Source organism: Bacteroidota bacterium (genome assembly GCA_040388375.1).
GTDB lineage: Bacteria > Bacteroidota > Bacteroidia > UKL13-3 > UKL13-3 > JAAFJM01.
In genome coordinates this window covers 189,814-207,403 of sequence record JAZKBU010000001.1, presented here as the reverse complement: position 1 = coordinate 207,403, position 17,590 = coordinate 189,814, and the positions used below count along the sequence as shown (strand labels likewise).

16 protein-coding genes and 1 tRNA gene are annotated in these 17,590 nt (G+C 32.9%); 10 read left to right on the top strand and 7 right to left on the bottom strand.

The genetic code is table 11. The features are described 5' to 3' along the window. The first annotated feature begins 167 nt into the window (after positions 1 to 167). The 7 genes from V4538_00935 (at position 168) to V4538_00905 (ending at position 7,441) form a co-directional block, all read left to right on the top strand. Positions 168 to 974: a glycosyltransferase family 2 protein gene (locus tag V4538_00935; GenBank protein MES2379572.1), complete on the top strand. Its 807-nt coding sequence runs from the start codon at positions 168 to 170 to the stop codon at positions 972 to 974. Positions 975 to 1,134: 160 nt separating this feature from the next. After that, on the top strand, positions 1,135 to 1,356 hold the full coding sequence (locus V4538_00930; protein MES2379571.1) for a hypothetical protein: 222 nt from the start codon (positions 1,135 to 1,137) through the stop codon (positions 1,354 to 1,356). 3 nt (positions 1,357 to 1,359) lie between these two features. Further along, positions 1,360 to 2,106 (top strand): FkbM family methyltransferase, encoded by a 747-nt coding sequence (locus V4538_00925; protein MES2379570.1) that lies wholly within the window; start codon positions 1,360 to 1,362, stop codon positions 2,104 to 2,106. Positions 2,107 to 2,353: 247 nt separating this feature from the next. Further along, positions 2,354 to 4,624 carry a DNA helicase RecQ gene (recQ, locus tag V4538_00920; GenBank protein ID MES2379569.1) on the top strand — a complete coding sequence of 757 codons (2,271 nt, stop codon included), beginning with the start codon at positions 2,354 to 2,356 and terminating at the stop codon, positions 4,622 to 4,624. Between the two features lie 149 nt (positions 4,625 to 4,773). Continuing rightward, complete coding sequence (rmuC, locus tag V4538_00915) at positions 4,774 to 6,114, top strand: DNA recombination protein RmuC (GenBank protein ID MES2379568.1); 1,341 nt, start codon at positions 4,774 to 4,776, stop codon at positions 6,112 to 6,114. 15 nt (positions 6,115 to 6,129) lie between these two features. After that, positions 6,130 to 7,008, top strand: coding sequence for a diacylglycerol kinase family protein (locus V4538_00910; GenBank protein MES2379567.1), 879 nt, complete (start codon positions 6,130 to 6,132; stop codon positions 7,006 to 7,008). Between the two features lie 88 nt (positions 7,009 to 7,096). Continuing rightward, positions 7,097 to 7,441, top strand: coding sequence for a translation initiation factor (locus V4538_00905; GenBank protein ID MES2379566.1), 345 nt, complete (start codon positions 7,097 to 7,099; stop codon positions 7,439 to 7,441). Positions 7,442 to 7,443: 2 nt separating this feature from the next. Here the strand turns inward: V4538_00905 and V4538_00900 are convergent, their stop codons facing one another. The 6 genes from V4538_00900 to V4538_00875 form a co-directional block, all read right to left on the bottom strand. Then, the gene (locus V4538_00900) at positions 7,444 to 7,977 is read right to left on the bottom strand and encodes a hypothetical protein (protein MES2379565.1); all 534 of its coding nucleotides are present in this window, start codon (positions 7,975 to 7,977) and stop codon (positions 7,444 to 7,446) included. 38 nt (positions 7,978 to 8,015) lie between these two features. Next, positions 8,016 to 9,260 (bottom strand): geranylgeranyl reductase family protein, encoded by a 1,245-nt coding sequence (locus V4538_00895; protein MES2379564.1) that lies wholly within the window; start codon positions 9,258 to 9,260, stop codon positions 8,016 to 8,018. A gap of 117 nt (positions 9,261 to 9,377) precedes the next feature. Next, the gene (locus tag V4538_00890; protein MES2379563.1) at positions 9,378 to 9,749 is read right to left on the bottom strand and encodes a DUF3127 domain-containing protein; all 372 of its coding nucleotides are present in this window, start codon (positions 9,747 to 9,749) and stop codon (positions 9,378 to 9,380) included. Between the two features lie 44 nt (positions 9,750 to 9,793). Next, positions 9,794 to 10,237: an NUDIX domain-containing protein gene (locus tag V4538_00885; GenBank protein MES2379562.1), complete on the bottom strand. Its 444-nt coding sequence runs from the start codon at positions 10,235 to 10,237 to the stop codon at positions 9,794 to 9,796. Next, positions 10,234 to 11,064 (bottom strand): outer membrane beta-barrel protein, encoded by an 831-nt coding sequence (locus V4538_00880; GenBank protein ID MES2379561.1) that lies wholly within the window; start codon positions 11,062 to 11,064, stop codon positions 10,234 to 10,236. The genes V4538_00885 and V4538_00880 overlap by 4 nt, the downstream gene beginning before the upstream one ends. Beyond that, positions 11,036 to 13,522, bottom strand: coding sequence for an AsmA-like C-terminal region-containing protein (locus V4538_00875; GenBank protein MES2379560.1), 2,487 nt, complete (start codon positions 13,520 to 13,522; stop codon positions 11,036 to 11,038). The genes V4538_00880 and V4538_00875 overlap by 29 nt, the downstream gene beginning before the upstream one ends. Positions 13,523 to 13,764: 242 nt before the next feature. On the opposite strand from V4538_00875, the gene V4538_00870 reads away from it, so the two are divergent. Together V4538_00870 and V4538_00865 are read left to right on the top strand one after the other, a co-directional pair. After that, positions 13,765 to 13,839 (top strand) — tRNA-Val (locus V4538_00870). A gap of 429 nt (positions 13,840 to 14,268) precedes the next feature. Next, a complete protein-coding gene (locus V4538_00865) occupies positions 14,269 to 15,105 on the top strand; it encodes a hypothetical protein (protein MES2379559.1) in 837 nt (278 codons plus the stop codon). A gap of 1 nt (position 15,106) precedes the next feature. Here V4538_00865 and V4538_00860 read toward each other — a convergent pair whose 3' ends face one another. Then, entirely contained in the window at positions 15,107 to 15,637 is a 531-nt protein-coding gene (locus tag V4538_00860) for a hypothetical protein (protein ID MES2379558.1), read from the bottom strand. An 865-nt stretch (positions 15,638 to 16,502) separates the two neighbouring features. Here V4538_00860 and V4538_00855 point away from each other — a divergent pair. Further along, the gene (locus V4538_00855; GenBank protein MES2379557.1) at positions 16,503 to 17,588 is read left to right on the top strand and encodes a hypothetical protein; all 1,086 of its coding nucleotides are present in this window, start codon (positions 16,503 to 16,505) and stop codon (positions 17,586 to 17,588) included. The last annotated feature ends 2 nt before the right edge of the window (positions 17,589 to 17,590 follow it).

Sequence of the window (17,590 nt, the reverse complement as noted above, 5' to 3'; positions counted from 1 at the left end):
TTTTTAAGTTAAAGCAATTATTTTTAATTTGCAGTATGAAATATTATAAATTAACTATTTGTATACTAGTCGTTATAGCCTTGTTAGGCACTGTAACATCGTGCAGTAGTAAAAAGGGAATTGCCCGTAACAAAAAGTGCAATTGCCCTAAATTCTAGGAGCAAGAAATGGCAAACCCCTTAATTAGTTTAGTTACCGTTACTTTTAATGCAGAAAAATTGTTGGCTAAAACATGGCAATCAGCCATGGAGCAAAGCTATCAGAATTTCGAGTTTGTGTTGGTTGATGGAAACTCAAAAGACAATACCTTAACCGTTGCCAAACAGTTTCAAAGTAAAACAGGCACCATTATATCAGAACCCGATAAAGGCATTTACGATGCCATGAACAAAGGCATAAAAGCAGCCAAAGGCGAGTGGATATACTTTTTAAATGCAGGCGATTTATTATACAATAAAGACGTACTCAAAAACATTTTCGAAAATAAAGAGTACGCTGACAAGGAGCTTATTTATGGTAAAGTGCAAACCATTAATGAACCTACAGGAGTTAATTATTTAAACGGACAGCCCGTACAATACAGCGATTTTTTTAGCAGATACGCTATTTGCCATCAGGCGGCATTTACCCATAAAAAAGCATTTGAACGCATAGGTTTGTACGATACACAATATAAACTACTGGCCGATAATATGTGGTTTGCCAAGTACTTTAAAAGCTTTGCAGCTAAAACAACCTATATAGATACCATTATTGCCTATTACGATGTTCAGGGAGCCTCCTACCACAAGCGTATGCAAGGTTACAGTGAGTACATCCATTTTGGGTGGACCACTTTTCCATTTATAATAGCATTAAAAAATTTAGCTATGTACCCGGTTATATGGACTAAAGTAAAGCTAATAAGAGTATTGACCAATACCGGTATTTTTAAATATTACCGGAAATTAAAGTTTAAGAACAATAACGTGTAATAATTATGACACGATTACGTGTATAAAAGAGAGTGTTTAAATGAAATTAAGTTATCTTTTAATCAATGCGTTGTGAACTAACAAATTAAATTAATAAGCATTTTTCTTTTTTAGCATCATTTTTGAAATAATATTTGCTCATCTATTATAAAATAAGGTCATGTTTAAATTTCTTATTTATCTATTTATATTTTATGCAGCATCCAGGTTTATATTTGGTACTTTGTTTAATTTTAAACAATCATATACAGCAGCGCCCAAATTTGATCAGGATACAGATGATAGTGAAGTAAAAGTAAATGGACCTTCAACAGCCAACAAAAAAACTAAAGGAAATAGCTCCAATATGGGAGAGTATGTTGACTTTGAAGAAATTAAATAAAAGATGATAGAAAAAACAATCCGTACATTTTTACTTAAAACCCTTGGTTTAGAAGCTTACCTTTCCATTGTAAGCGATGTGTATTTAAGAGCAACCAATGCCGGACTATTAAAAGCAAAGTACCCCGAGCTGTTTTATTTGAAAAAAATGGTGAAAGAAGGCTGGGTTTGTATTGATATAGGGGCCAATGTTGGTTATTACAGTACCAATATTTCCAGACTTTGTGGCAAAACAGGAAAAGTATTTGCCATTGAGCCAGTACCTTTATTTGCCAATGTATTTAAGCGCAATGCACATAAGTTTGCATTACCAAATATTCAATTACACCAGGTAGCGTTAGGAGCCGAGAATAAAAAAATAACAATGGGAACACCCATTATTGATGGTGTTTTCAGACATGGTTTAACCCATGTTTTAGCCGAAAAAGAAAATGGTACAGGTTTAGAAACCTTTGAAGCAGAAATGAAAATACCGGACGAGTTATTTGCTTCCATTACCAAACTAGATTTTATAAAATGCGATGTAGAAGGGTACGAAGTTTACCTGTTCCCTGATTTAATGAATACCATTGCCAAATTTAAGCCCCTTATTCAAATAGAAATAAGCAATGGCGAAAACAGAAAAGCAATACTTGATTTATTAAGTCCGTTAAACTATAAACCTTATGGGTTAAAAAACGACCAATTGACTTTACTAACCGAAAATGAATGCATTAGCTACGAACAAGGCGATTTGTATTTTAAAGCATAAGCCCATTACAAAATAACTGCACACAAAATAAACTTTATAGTAAACACAATCATAATTCCTTTTAAAATTTGGTTAAACATTGACTCAAGTAAACATTTAATTTAAGGCATAATTTGCTTATAACTAGCTATTTGTTGGCAGTGCTGACATGTTTTTTTTATGACAAATATTTTATCAATAATAATTTCGATAAATCAAATACCTGTATTAAATTAGCGTACTTTTTTATTAATTAATAATACAAAAAATGAAGGCAGAGAAAAGTGTGAAAGAAAAGGCAACAAGTGCAAAAAAAGTAGAGGCCAAAAGTCCTGCAAAGGCAAGTAAGAGTAAAAGTACTGTTGACTTAAAAGGGGCGCTCAAAAAATATTTTGGATTTGAGGGCTTTAAAGACGAGCAAGAACAAATTATACAAACCCTAATGGATGGTGACGATGTGTTCGTTATTATGCCAACCGGTGGCGGTAAGTCGTTATGCTACCAATTACCGGCCTTAATTAAAGAAGGAACAGCTATTATTATTTCTCCATTAATAGCTTTGATGAAAAATCAGGTAGATGCAATCAGATCACTTGGCAGCGAGCAGGTAGCTCATTTTTTAAATTCATCACTCAATAAAACAGAAATAGCTACCGTAAAGCGCGATATTACTGCGGGTAAAACCAAAATGCTTTATATAGCACCCGAAACATTAAAGAAAGACGAAACGATAGATTTCTTAAAATCAATCAATATATCATTTGTGGCTGTTGATGAGGCACATTGTATTTCAGAGTGGGGTCATGATTTTAGACCGGAGTACCGCAGAATTAAGGCTATGATTAAGGAAATAAAAGATGTTCCGGTAATGGCTTTAACCGCTACAGCTACTCCAAAAGTACAGCAAGACATTCAGAAAAATTTGCAAATGCTTGATGCGATTGTTTTTAAATCGTCATTCAATAGAAATAACCTATATTACGATGTTCGCTCAAAAGGTAAAAAGGGCGAAGCAATGAAAGAAATAGTTTCTTACATTAAACAACGTATGTCAGGCAAATCAGGCATTATATATTGTTTAAGCCGTAAAAAGGTAGAAGAAATATCGAGTATTTTACAGGCCAATGGCATCAAAGCCTTACCTTACCATGCCGGGTTAGACGCTAAAGTAAGAGCAAGCCATCAGGATAAGTTTTTGATGGAAGACTCCGATGTAATAGTAGCAACTATTGCCTTTGGTATGGGTATAGACAAGCCCGATGTTAGGTTTGTAATCCATTATGATATTCCAAAAAGTATAGAAGGCTATTACCAGGAAACAGGAAGAGCGGGTAGAGATGGTTTGGATGGCGAATGTGTTATGTTTTATAACCCGGCCGATGCAGAAAAATTAGAAAAATTTTTAAAAGATAAACCCGTAGCCGAAAGAGAAATAGGGGAGCTTTTAATATTTGAAATGCAGGCATTTGCCGAAACCTCCGCTTGCAGGCGTAAGTTTTTGCTGAACTATTTTGGCGAAGAATACGATGATGGTAAATGCAATAGCCGTTGCGATAACTGTAAACATCCGAAAGAAAAAACGGATGCCAGAGCAGAAGCTGTTTTAGCATTACAAACCATTAACTCAACCAAAAGTAAGCATATACTTAAAACCACCGTTGATATGTTGGTGGGCAAAAAAAGCCACGAAGTACAATTGGGTGGCTTAGATAAGTCGCCTTATTTTGCCAAAGGAAAAGACAAAGAAGAAAATTTCTGGAAATCGGTAATAAGAGGTTTGTTGTTAAACGGACAAGTAAGTAAAAACATTGAAACCTACGGTTTATTAAGTGTAAGCGAAAAGGGCGAAGAGTTTATTAAAAACCCAACCAAGTTTGATATAGCGCTTGATACCAAGTTTGAAAGATACACGGATGACGATGATGACAGTGGGCAAATAGAAATGGTTTACGATGAAGTGCTTTTAGCCATGCTGAAAGACCTTTGTAGAAAAGAAGCCAAAGCCAAAGGCTTACCACCATACATTATTTTTCAGGAAACTTCATTGCAGGAAATGGCATTTAAGTATCCTATTACCATGGATGAAATGAGCAAAATTACCGGTGTTAATATTGGTAAAGCTCAAAAATATGGTAAGCCATTTTTAGAGATGATTGATAAATACGTGAAGGAAAATGAAATAGAACGTTCCGAAGATGTAGTTATCAAATCAGTAGTTAATAAATCAGCTAAAAAGGTAGTTATTATTACCAATATCGATAAAAAAATAGCCTTGTCAGATATAGCCCGTAGCCAGAACATGACTATGGACGATTTACTGTCAGAAATAGAAAACATAGTATATTCAGGTACCAAACTAAGCTTGAAAAAATATGTAAACGATTTAGCCGATGAAGAAAACGTAGGTTACGTAATGGATTTCTTTAAAGAAACCAACGAAAACGTATTGGAAGCCGCTATGGGCGAGTTTGGCGATGAGTTTACCAAAAACGATTTGCATTTAATGCATATTCACTTTGTAAGCGAAATGGCTAATTAATTTCAATCAATAATTTTAAAAAGAATCCCTTTGCGTGAAAACGTAAAGGGATTTTTTATGCTATAAAAATGGACCAATAATTAAATATATACAGCATAACAAACTTCCATTTTTAAACATTTAATTTGCCCTTTCTTAATTGGCAGCATATGGATATTATATTTTTAGTGATTGGTTTGTTGGTAGGCTTTTTTGCCGGTTGGCTGTTTAAAAAAAGCCAGGGCAGTCAAACTACTGAAAATACCGATTTAATAAGTGGATTACAACAACAAGTATTAACAGAAAGTAATGCCAAATCATCATTACAATCAGAAAATAATATAGTGAAGCAAGAGCTGATGGGATTGCGAATGGATTATAAAGAAGCGCAGGAAAGACTCGTTGTACTGTCAAACCAATTAACAGCAGAAAAAAGTGAAAGCCATAATTTACTCAAACGTTTAGAAGAGCATAAAGCAGAAATAACAACCTTAAATGAACGTTTTACAAAAGAGTTTGAAAATTTAGCCAATAGAATATTTGACGATAAGAGCCAAAAATTTACCGAACAAAACAAAAACAATTTAGGAGAGTTGTTAAACCCCTTAGGCGAAAAAATAAAAGATTTTGAGAAGAAAGTAAACGAAGTTTATATAAGCGAAGGCAAAGAACGCGCTTCGTTAAAAAACCAGTTGGAAATGTTGCAGCAGCTTAACCAGCAAATGAGCAAAGAAGCCAATAACTTAACCAAAGCATTAAAAGGCGAAAACAAAACACAAGGCAATTGGGGCGAGTTTATACTGGAAAATATTTTAGAAAAATCGGGACTGGTAAAAGGCAGCGAGTACAAAGTACAGGAAAGCTATACCAACGAAGAAGGCAGGCGTTTACAGCCAGATGTAATTATTAGTTTACCCGATAATAAAACATTGATTATAGATAGTAAAGTATCGTTAACCGCGTATGAAAAATTTTATTCAGCCGAAGATGATGAAGTAAGAGTAGTAGCAGCCAAAGAGCATTTACTTTCACTACGTGCCCACATAAAAGGCTTAGGCGATAAATCATACCAGAACATACACCAGATAAAAACACTCGATTTTGTATTGTTATTTATACCCATTGAACCCGCTTTTGCTTTAGCGGTGCAAAACGATGCAGGTTTGTTTAACGATGCCTTTGAAAAAAATATAGTCATAGTAAGTCCTTCAACCTTACTGGCTACTTTGCGTACCGTTTCAAGTATTTGGCGTTATGAAAGGCAAAGTGCTAATGCATTAGACATAGCCCAAAAAGCAGGTGATTTATACGATAAGTTTGAAGGCTTTGTAAAGGACATGATTGAAGTAGGAAAAAAAATTGATCAGTCAAAAGCAGGTTATGCTGATGCCATGAATAAACTGGTGGATGGAAAAGGAAATATTATTAGTCGTTTTGAGACTTTAAAACAATTGGGAGCTAAAGCCTCTAAGCAATTACCTCCACAATTACTTGACAGGGCCGGGCAATAAATAATAGATTGTATTTTGATAGTTAAGCAAAAAATTCATTTTATCATTAATCCAATATCGGGTGGAAAAAGCAAAACCCATATTCCTGATTTAATATTTAAAATATTAGATAAGAATGTGTACGATATAAAAATATTTTATACACAGGGTCAGGAAAGCAACCACCATTTGGCAGCAGCCAGTGCATTGGAAGCCGATGTAATAGTAGCTGTTGGTGGCGATGGCACCATTAACAATGTGGCACAATATGTAGCCAATACCAATAAAATTTTTGCAGTAATACCCATGGGTAGTGGCAATGGTTTAGCACGTGAGTTAAACATACCAACCAATCCCGAAAAAGCATTGGCTTTAATCAATGAACAAAAAATAAAAAGCATAGATACCTGTAAAGCCAATAACCAGTTTTTTATCAATATAGCAGGAGTAGGATTTGATGCACATATAGCTAATTTGTTTGCCACTGCCGGCTCTCGCGGATTTAAAACCTATGCTAAAATAACTTTAAAGGAGTTTATTAGCTATAAAAACAGGGCCTATCAATTAAGTTATAATGGCACTACTGATACAGCTACTGCTTTTATGATATGTGTTTGTAATGGCACCCAGTTTGGTAACAATGCTTATGCTGCACCCAAAGCAATTTATAACGATGGTTTGTTTGATGTGGTCGTATTTAGTTCGTTTAAGTTATGGCAAGTACCGCTGATAGCCTATAAACTATTTAAAGGCGATGTAAGTGATTTGCCTTTTGTAAGCACCTTTAAAACCAGCGATATTACCATAAGCAGGCCGGAGCGCGAAGTAGCCAATATTGATGGTGAAGCCATTTGGCTGGATGATAAAATTACCTTTAAAATTTTTAAACAAAACCTAAAAGTAATAGCAGGCTAAACTAAAATTTACTGTTTTGAAATTTAAATTTACTTGCGAAATTTGCTTCCCAGTTTAAAGCCCAAGTATTTCATTTATTAAGCAACCTATGAGCAATAAAAACAAAAAAGTAAATGGTGTGGTATTTAGTACCGATAATAATTTTAACTACGATTTTGAGCAAGAGGAAGCTGCAGAAACATTGCCTAATAACCAACAAGACTTACGTATACATTTAGACAAGAAAAACCGTGCTGGTAAAGCTGTTTCAGTGGTAAAAGGTTTTATTGGTACGGCTGACGATTTAAACGAACTGGGTTCTAAACTCAAAAAGTTATGTGGTGTAGGTGGCAGTGTAAAAGAAGGCGAAATACTGATACAAGGCGATTTTAGGGATAAAATATTGGCCTACTTAATGAAAGAAAACTACAAAGTAAAAAAGGCCGGAGGTTAGTTTTATAACGACTTAATATAATGCTCCATTTGCTTGGCTAAATAATATAAATCTTTATTGCTGCCAGTGTCAATAGTTATATCAAACAAATCAGTAGCTAAACTCATTTGTGCACCCAATTGGTATTTGGCTTTGCTCAACGATGAAATGCCTTGTAATGCCAATAGCTCTTCGTGGTACACATTGAATAAAATATCAAATTTAGTATCAATAAAACGACCTATTTTATCAGGATTGGGTAAGTTGAAAAAGTTTAAATTTTCGCGCCAAAATAATTCTGAACTGATATGAGGTTTGCGTTTAGCGGGTAATTCTTTTTGATTGATAAAGCCCAATAAAAACACCTTTTTTCCTTCGCCTCTTAAATCATTGGCAAACTGTTGTACCTTTTGTTCGTCTGCAATGTTTTCCGCATTGTAAATAATACCAATTTCGTTGGCTTTGTCAAAAGGCATAAAAGAATGGTGCGTTTGTTTAGCTTTTAAGTTGCGTCTTAAAATAAACTTACCCCAATAATTTCTCAGTTGTTCAAACATGGCACGTATTGATTGAAAATGGTATTCAAATATACAAATTAATCGTTAATGAGCAGCTTTACGTAAAACAGCGGATTGCGAAGTTTTGCACGCAAGTCCAAATCTTCAAACATACAGCTGATGGTTTCGCGCAAGGCTTTGTTTTTATGGGCTTTGTTCACTACAAAATTAAACAGCCACGGATATTTACATAACTTTTGCATGGTATGGCTTAACTTTAATTCATCCCATTGCCTGTCGTAAAAAGCAGTATCGTAAGCCTGGTTATATTGAGCAGTAAAATTATTTTGTGCTATACAGTTTTTAATTTGTGCTGCGGCTAACATGCCACTATACATGGCGTTGCCAATACCTTCACCAGTAAAAGGGTCGATTAAGCTGGCAGCATCGCCTGTCAGTAAAAAGTTATCGCCACTGATTACGCGTTTCTTACTGCCTAAAGGCAATCCCCAGCCTTGTATAGGGCTTACCAATTCAGCATTGGCAAAACGGTGCTTTATTTTCGGATTGTTGGCAATGGCGCGTAACATATCCTTTTTTAAATTTACATTTTTAGCACTTACCGATGAGCTTAACATACCAGCTCCTACATTGGCTTGTCCGTTAGGTAAAGGGAAAATCCAGAAATAACCGGGAAGCAATTCTTCTAAAAAATGCAACTCAATAAAGTTTTGATTATGCAGTTCCGTTACACCTGTGTAATACGCCCTGATACCTGCACAATAATGGTCATTCTCTTTTTTTATATTGGCTAGTTTCTTCGCTACTATCGATCTGTCGCCTTCTGCACCAACAACTAGTTTTATGTTTTGTATAGTATGGGTTAAGTTATCCTTTACATATTCTATATCAATACCATCGCTGTGTTTTACTATTTCTTTTACTTCTGCTCCTTCAATAACAGTAGCATATTCTTTATCCAACTGATTAAATAAGCTTGCATCAAAATCCATACGCTTACTGATAAAACCAGGCGCATGCGTTTCTTTGCTTACATCCGACTTAAAAGGAATATCAATAGACTTGCCATTGGGTGCTACAAATTTTACTCCCCAGCTAGGTAAAAACTGGTTGGGATTATTGTTGTAATCATAAATCATACTATTGTTAAGTTGTTTCATTACGTAAACAACTTTGCCGCTTAAGGCATCGCCACACACTTTATCGCGCGGGAAAACAGCTTTATCTATTATGGTATGGGGTATTTTATGTTTGGCAAGGAAAAGAGAAGTGCTACAGCCTGCAGGTCCTGCTCCAATAATTACTATATCGTTTGGTTTCATGTAATGCGGTGCAAGTTAAAAATTAAATGCTTATTATGAATAGTTGAAATGGAAAGTAAAATGCAACAAAAAACCATTGCTTTCGGGCAATGGTTTTTAAGGTATTAGTAATATTTTTTAGAAAGGTAAATCATCACTTGCGTTATCATCGTTGCTAAACGACATACCTACCGGAATATCATCGTTGGTATTTGTGTTTTGTGGTGCCGGGTTGCTGTTAGCAGGACCACCTGCACTTACTTTCCATGCACGTAATTCAGTATAATAACGGCCATTGTATTCTCTCGACTCTGCATCGAATGAAACAACAACGTCCTGACCTATACTAAATGGGTTTTGATCAATTTTATCTGACCATAAACTAAAAAGTACTTTTTTAGGATATTGATCTAATGTTTCTATTAAAAATTCTTGTTTACGCCATGGGCCATTTTTGCCTTGCCCAGTAACTAAAGGCAATGATTGCAATATTTTTCCTTTTAAATCCATGAAGCAAATAAACAAATTTACCCAATTAGTTTAATGATAATTTATTACATTTTTTTTAACATACTGCAAACTAGCTTATCTATTGGGAAAGTGAAAATGTTTTCATCTAAATCAGCCAGCTTTATCCATTTAAACTGGAGTATTTCTATTTTGCCATCCAGGTTTAAAGTAATGGTGTTGAGATTGATATGAAAAGGTTTGTTTTGCGGGTTTACCCAATAATAAATAGATATTAGCTGATCAGTGGGTCTGAAAGCACTTACCTGAAAAAAATCGGTGGTATAAAAATGCTTGTCGACTTGGATAGCCAACTCACACTCTTCCATAAATTCCCTTTGTAAACAATCTGCAATACCTTCGCCTAACTCTAATCCTCCGCCCGGGAATTTGGTAAATTTAAAATCATTTATTTGTTCGTCAACAACCAGTATTTCCTGCTGGTCATTGAGCAAAAGGCCATAAACACGTATGTTTAAGCGGTTAATCACTTACTTAAATTATCAAGCGTATAAATAATACCTACGTTAAAATTAAAGTACCAAGGATTTGCTTCCATTTGATTACTGCTAACCGAAGCCGGGTAATAAGCCAGTTGTGGCTGACACATAAATTTTAAGTCTTTGGTATAGTTGTAATCGAAACGCATACCTACTAATAAATTGGCCGTAAAAGTACTGGCTTTGTAACCTGTGCTGTCAATAAAAAACTCCTTTTCCGAATCAATGGTATAGCCTTTACTTAATACTGCATTGATGTCGTGTTTTAACAGCGTATTGATACCTAAACCTAAACCAATTGATGTATTTAATTTATGCGAATGGCGTGCATCAAACTGGTAGTTAAACATAATAGGAATTTGCAGGTATTGGTAACGGTAGTTTAAATCAATACTACGTTCTGTATTGGTTTGGTCTATAACGCGGCCATTACCTAAACCACTTCCTATACCCGGATAAGTAGCATCTAAATATTTTAAATTGTTTAATTGTCTTTGATGGCCCAATACCAGGTAACTTAATCCTGCCTGTAACGATAAATCACGATTCAGTTTATAAATAATACCGGCTGAAACGCTGAAGGTTAAGCGCCATGTTTCCAGTTTGGTTACAGAGTCCTGGTATTGTTTATAGGTTTGTCCCTGGTTAGCCATTTCACTGCTGCTTGAAGAGTTAATAGAACCATTGAATACAGCGCCAAGGGTAGCATAAAAATTGTATTTGCTTACGGTGTTTTTTTGTGCTTGCGCTATATAGGTACTGGCTATAAATAATGTGAGTAAAAGGGCTTTATTCTTGTTCAAATTCAAGGTCATCATTGTCATTGCTTTTTTCTTTTGGTTTGTCGGTGTTTTTATTGTCGGTAGGAGTGCCAAATTCTTTTTTAATTAATTCCTTTATACTCTGTCCCTCTTTTTTTATATTCTCTTTTATATTGGTTTTAACATCCGTTTTGTTGTACGTAATTTTTAACTGGTCAATAGGTCCGCGCATATTCAGAAACAAATTAATTCCTTTTGTTTTCTCATCCTCTTCGCCAAAAGCATTGTCTTTAGGCTTAAGTTTTTTCTTTAATAACTCGGTTAAATTAAGTTTTAAATTATAATCTAAAAAATTATCGAAGTTTTGACTGCCACTTAAGGTTATGTTCAATGCATTGTTATCAATTTGCATTTTAGGTATCAAAATGGTTTGGTCTTTTATTTCCAGCGTATTGTTTAAGTCGGCAAATTTTAAATTTTGCAAATCAGAAAGGCTTATGTATTTGCTCAGCGCTTCCATTGGTTTGTAATTAATTAGCTGCCCATTTTTTATTTGTACTTTTACAAAAGCTAAAATTTTATCCTTTTTGCAGTTTAGGTTTTCATCCCAAACGCTGGCCATATCAATGCTTCCGCTGTAAGTTCCACTTATGTTTTGATGGGTAATATTGTTTTGCCCAAAGTTATCACATTGTTTAAAAGCTTCAGTTAAGTTTATATTTTTTATATCAAATTTGCTTTCAATAAAATAGTTGCCCTGTGCGCTATTTACAATTTTTGCTTGCAAGCTAAGTGTGCCGTTAAAGGCATTAAACCTTGTGTTTTCTATAATTATTTGCATGGGCAAAATTTGCAATTTTGTTTCTACGTTACTAGCCGTAAACTGATTGTATTTAAGTTTAGTAATGCTGGCTGTAAGCGTTAGTTTAATGTTTTTAGGCAAGTTGTATTTACTGGCAACGGTGTTGGTTTTCTCTTTGTTATCCTTGTTATTATTGGTGGGTAAAAACACCACGTGGGCTAAATCAACATAGTTGCTTTTGTAGCTAATCTCTGCATTCAGTGTTTCGTTGGCTGTAAATAAATAACCCAAGAAATTCATTAAATTTCCTTTTATACTTACATCAGTCTGGTTTAAATTAAGCGAGCAGTTTTCTACCTGTAAGTTAGCTCCGTTTAAAGCAAAATTGGCTTTTAAGTTACTAATGGTTTTATCAAGACCGGTTAGCTTTAATTCATTTAAGGTTAAATCAAATTTACCATAGTTGCCTGCTTGTTTCCATATTCTGCTGGCATCAGTCTCTTGTAAGTTGGCTTTTATTTTGGTGTCGAAAACAACAGAGCCACTAATTTTTTCAATGCTCTTGTTAGGTAACAGCTTAAATACATTTTCTAAATTTAAGTTGCCGTTTAAGCTGAGGTCCAATTGTGGTTTGCTCAGGTTATGAATGATTATATCGCCACTTAACTGGTCGTTGAGTAATTGCGCTTTTATGTTTCTTAAAGTTAAGGTGCTTGTTTCCATGGTTTGTTTAGCACCGTTGTTAAACTCACCTACCAGCGAAATATTGTTTAAGGCTATGTTTAACTTTTCGTTGTTCAGCTTGCCATTGCTTATACCAAAGCTTGCCTTTATGTTTGGCATACCGGTAGCTGATATCAGTCCGTTAATACCACCTTTAAAATATACATTGCCACTCGTTTTATAAGCCAATACCTCTGCAGGTAATTGAATAGGTAAAATGGATAGGAGTGAGGTAATGCTTATTTTTTTTGCATTGAAATCCATTCTTATATCATTGCCTTTTTCGGTTTCTTTTAAACGACCGTTTAACAGTAAGTCCAGTTCATCTATTTTTAGCTTAGCATCGGTAAATGCATACGTTTTTTTTGTATTGTCTATCTTGATGCGGGCTTCTATCTCGGTGTTTTTATCTTTTATAAAATTAAGTCCATCATTGCTTATTTTATACACCATAGCCTTGGAGCTTATTTGTAGCTCAAAAACATCGGCACTTAGTTTTCCTTTAAAATTGGCTTCGTGAATAAAACAATGGGTTATTTGCTTGCTTTGTTTGTTTTGAAACTTCAGTTCAAAATTCTCCATATTTACCTGGGCTAATTCCAATAAAAATTGAGTGGTATCACTACTTCCACTTCCGGTAGCTTCTGTTTTTTTAACAATATCGAAATTAGAAACTCCGTTTTCATCAATAGCCAGGTTGGCTAAACCACTATCTATTTTAATAACTTGTATATGGTATTTTTTATTAATAATGTCTTCAATATTAAAGCCTAAATACACATGGTTAGCCTTAAACAGGGTTTTGTTGTTTTCATTAATGGATACACCAATTAAATCCAAACTAATATTGGGAAAGTTTTTGAATATGGTTACATCACTGCCTTCTATTTGTAATTCGGCCGTTAAGTTTTTATTGATTTTTTCCAGTACAAAAGCAGTCAGTATTTTTTTGTTATTGATTAAATACGCTCCGGCAGCCGTTATGAGCATAGCAATAACGAGGGACGAAATGAGTAATATTTTAAATACGGGTTTCAATACATTTGGTGTTTACCTGCAAAATAGCAGCATTAAATTGATATAATTTTAGCAGGAAATGCACACTTTTACCAAAGTGTACTATATTGTATTGCTAAGATTACTAGGAAGTAGAACACTTTTTTTGAAAAAATATAAAAAAACACTTGTGTTATTTAAGGGTAATTTTATATTTGCACTCCCCAAACGGAAATGGAGGCATAGCTCAGCTGGTTCAGAGCATCTGCCTTACAAGCAGAGGGTCACAGGTTCGAATCCTGTTGCCTCCACTTTGGTAATCAAGCACTTATACTAAAATATAAGTGCTTTTTTTATGTCAAAAATTAACTGGTTATATCCTAGTTCATATAACTTGAAAGGCTAAATGAAACATATACCGCCTAACCTCTACTTCTGTTTCTAAATACTAGCATAAATTCAAACGATTTTTTACCGTTAACTGTACTATTTTACGATTAAAATATTTATTGATAATTTTAATAATCAGTGTATCTGTTGATTATCTTTAATTATAAAAATGCAGCAATCAATTCAACACAAATTTTTGGTACTAGTAGACCTTGACCATAATTTTGTAGTTCTAAAATGTTATGATATAAACATCCTGCTTGTAGTGCTCACTCACTATATTAAAATGGTCGTCCCTGGTTAAATGTTCCTGGTTCGGGCACAACCCATAAAATAAGGGTTATTTAAAAATGGAAAATAAAAATCCAAAAAAAGCTGTTGATTCATTTCCGGCTCAAACCAAAAGTAACAGTGAGGTTACAACAAGTAGTTTACATTTAAGCTATTTAACAAAAAGTACAGAAGAACTGACTGAGTTAATATTAGCATCAAAAAAATTCGATGAAGTAAAAGTTATTATTTCGTTTATGAAATCAGGTGTATATAGTCCTGGACAAGTTTTAAACCTATGTGCTGCTTTTTTAAACAGTGAAGTTTTAAAAATTGCTGATAGAAAAGATGATGATTTAGTTGATATAGAAAAAAGGCAAATTGAAGATGTTAATGATGATTACGATAATAGTATTAGAAGTGGTTTAATTAAACTTATTGAAGGTGCTAATAGAGTTATAAATTATGTTCCTGTTCAACCTATAACTACTAATGTTAATTCATTGTTTGGTGGCTCTGAACCCTATGTAAAGCCTAGTTTTACAGAAGCTGATAAAGTTAAAATGTATAATCAATATATTTACAGTCATAATGAAAGTGTAAATGAAACAAAAAATAGTTTTATTAATGCTTTACAAGAAGGTAAAACTATGGAAGCTCCTTTTTACAAAGCTTATCTAGATTATTTAGTTTATACAAATGGTGTTTACGATAACTTCCCTTATTTAGTTGTATTTCTTGCAAGGAGTGCAAGAGATTTTAGTTTTTACCCATTAGACCAAGTTTTTATAAACCATTTAGGAAGGTTTGCTTGGAGATTAGAAAGTGGACAAATCGATGAATGTGAATTTGTACAGTTTAGTGAAGCTATCAGTAATATAGGTATTGATGAACACTACTATTCATTAATTAAATAACTTATTTAACTAAAATAATTGTTGTTACAAGCCCAACTACTAACCCTAAGTAAAATGAGTTACGTTGGAACCAGTTATTTCTTTTTTTAATAACAATTCCTTCAATCTTTGTGATAACAGTTGATGTATCTTGTGTATTGACTGTTATTACATCGTTTTTGAGCTCAATATTTAAGCTATCAACTGTTATTTTGCTTACAATTAGGGTTGAATCATTGACCAAAATAGCCTCAAAATTGGCCTTTTTATCGATAAATCGCCTTATTTGACCCGTATCGCGTTTAATTACCTTGTGATAGCTTATTGTACTATTTACTTGTAAAGTTGCTCCAGATGAGCCGTTTTTAGCCTCTATTGTCGAAATTTGCTTAGTATATGTAGTTGGTGAGGTTTGTTTAAGCTCTTTTTGCTTAAAATTACTTGTATTATATTGATATAACAGGTTATATCGGCTTGTTTTATTGTTTGGACAACTAATAACAAGTAAAATCAAAACAATTGCTATAACAAATATTGATATTCGTTTAATCATACAATTATTTATAGTAATATTTATGCTATCTCACTTATAAAGGGTCAGATAAATAATAAACAAGGAAACACAATTGAAGTTAAAATTTAAACGCACTTGTGCAAAAACAAATAAGATAATATAATTTATTGCTTACGCTGATGTATAATGGCTTAATATATTTAATCGGTGTATAATGATATAAACTATTTAAATAATATAATACATCAAATCATAATAAATTATTGCTTACGCCTATGTATAATAGTTTAAACAATTATTTTATCAAATCAATTAAAAGTTTAAATAAGATATAGATTGCTATATCAACTTAATACATCAATTAAATTAATCAAAAATAAAATTATAATAAATGATTGCTTACGCTGATGTATAATGAGTTTAATATGATATGCAAGAATATCTAATTGATAGCTTAAATATATTTAAATAGCATCTACACCGAAAAATAAATATTGATAGTATTTACATAAGTGCCCTGTAGGGCTAAATTGTAAAAAAGTATCACATAAAGTAGCTAATTGATTTTATATATTATATTAATTAGATGATTTATCTGATACCTTTTTTGCGCAAGCGCTTTTAAATTTTAACTTCAATTGTGTTTCCTTGTTTCTTGTTTATCCGATACTTAAGTCAATTAACTAATTTATCTGATACCTTTTATGTGATACTTTTTGATACCTTTTAATTTTATTTAACTGATTTTGTATTAGTTATAAATTATTTTTCAAATAGTTAAAAACTCGCCTTTTAATATCCAGTATATAAGATAAGCAACTAAAGTTAGTGGTTCTTTAGGGTGTTATAGCGTTCGAAAACTATAACACCAGCTTTAAAAAATAAACCACAACAAAAACAACCAATGAAAATACCACAAAATCTATTCTTACTATTAACTACACAAGAAAAATTTAAAAATCCTTACATCGTTATTATTTACAAGCTAATTGAATTAGCTGCTACAAAAAACGTAGCAATCAATTCACTACACTTAAAAAATATTTATCAAAAGTATTACGAAATCATTACTATTTTAGAAACTGCTCAAATTATAAAAACCGAAAGGAATATTGGGCCAAGAGAAATCCTAGTAAATAAAAAAGGTATAGAAACAAAACAATACGAAACAATAAATACTTACTTATCACCAAATAAATACACTGTAGTAAATAAATCAGATGTACAAATAGAATTAACATTTGAATACAACTTTTATTTAAAAAATATAAATGATAATTCAACTAAACCGGTTAACATAAATAACTTCAACTTTGCATTCTATCCAGAGAAACCTACAACCATTTTACAAGTAGAGAAATCACACAAATACTTTAACCTGGGTGTAGATAATAATTTAAAATCAATAGCTAAACAAAGTCAAATCAATAAAGTAATTGAACTTAAAAATTTAGGACTTAAATTAAAAGAAATAGCTAAACAACTTAACATATCCGAAATAACAGTAAAAAGATATAACAAGGAAATCAAAAACAATAGCATCAAAACCATTTCACCTAAGAAAATTAAAGTAACAAAAGCGGATTTATTTAAAGTAGAAAATACAATGGAAGTTGATAATGAAAATGATTTATTAAATGTCGATTATAAGGCATTAAAATACGAAAAGGATATAGAACTGCGCAAAAACAAAACAAACTCCTTAAACAAAGCGAAAACAGTTGATATAGCCAGCTATATCGTTAAAAATAACAATAGTGATAATAACAATTTGAAAGAAATCAACGAAAGATTTGAACAACAAAAAGAACAACAATTAAAACAAAAAGAATTGTTTGATGAAATAACTAATAACAGAATACAAAAGGAAAAAGAAAGTATTGATAGTATAACAGTCAATTTGAATATTGAATTGATTAAGGATAATGATTTTGATGATGAATTACCAGAAGGTATCAGTGAAGAAGATTATTTGAATGCTTGGAAATAAAA

Excerpts from the sequence above, each read along its gene's own strand:
- V4538_00865 (MES2379559.1), top strand. The coding sequence starts at position 14,269 with ATGGAAAATAAAAATCCAAAAAAAGCTGTTGATTCATTTCCGGCTCAA.
- V4538_00875 (MES2379560.1), bottom strand. The coding sequence starts at position 13,522 with ATGCTCATAACGGCTGCCGGAGCGTATTTAATCAATAACAAAAAAATA.
- V4538_00925 (MES2379570.1), top strand. The coding sequence starts at position 1,360 with ATGATAGAAAAAACAATCCGTACATTTTTACTTAAAACCCTTGGTTTA.
- rmuC (MES2379568.1), top strand. The coding sequence starts at position 4,774 with ATGGATATTATATTTTTAGTGATTGGTTTGTTGGTAGGCTTTTTTGCC.
- V4538_00905 (MES2379566.1), top strand. The coding sequence starts at position 7,097 with ATGAGCAATAAAAACAAAAAAGTAAATGGTGTGGTATTTAGTACCGAT.
- V4538_00860 (MES2379558.1), bottom strand. The coding sequence starts at position 15,637 with ATGATTAAACGAATATCAATATTTGTTATAGCAATTGTTTTGATTTTA.
- V4538_00935 (MES2379572.1), top strand. The coding sequence starts at position 168 with ATGGCAAACCCCTTAATTAGTTTAGTTACCGTTACTTTTAATGCAGAA.
- V4538_00890 (MES2379563.1), bottom strand. The coding sequence starts at position 9,749 with ATGGATTTAAAAGGAAAAATATTGCAATCATTGCCTTTAGTTACTGGG.
- V4538_00880 (MES2379561.1), bottom strand. The coding sequence starts at position 11,064 with ATGATGACCTTGAATTTGAACAAGAATAAAGCCCTTTTACTCACATTA.
- V4538_00855 (MES2379557.1), top strand. The coding sequence starts at position 16,503 with ATGAAAATACCACAAAATCTATTCTTACTATTAACTACACAAGAAAAA.
- V4538_00900 (MES2379565.1), bottom strand. The coding sequence starts at position 7,977 with ATGTTTGAACAACTGAGAAATTATTGGGGTAAGTTTATTTTAAGACGC.
- V4538_00895 (MES2379564.1), bottom strand. The coding sequence starts at position 9,260 with ATGAAACCAAACGATATAGTAATTATTGGAGCAGGACCTGCAGGCTGT.
- V4538_00930 (MES2379571.1), top strand. The coding sequence starts at position 1,135 with ATGTTTAAATTTCTTATTTATCTATTTATATTTTATGCAGCATCCAGG.
- recQ (MES2379569.1), top strand. The coding sequence starts at position 2,354 with ATGAAGGCAGAGAAAAGTGTGAAAGAAAAGGCAACAAGTGCAAAAAAA.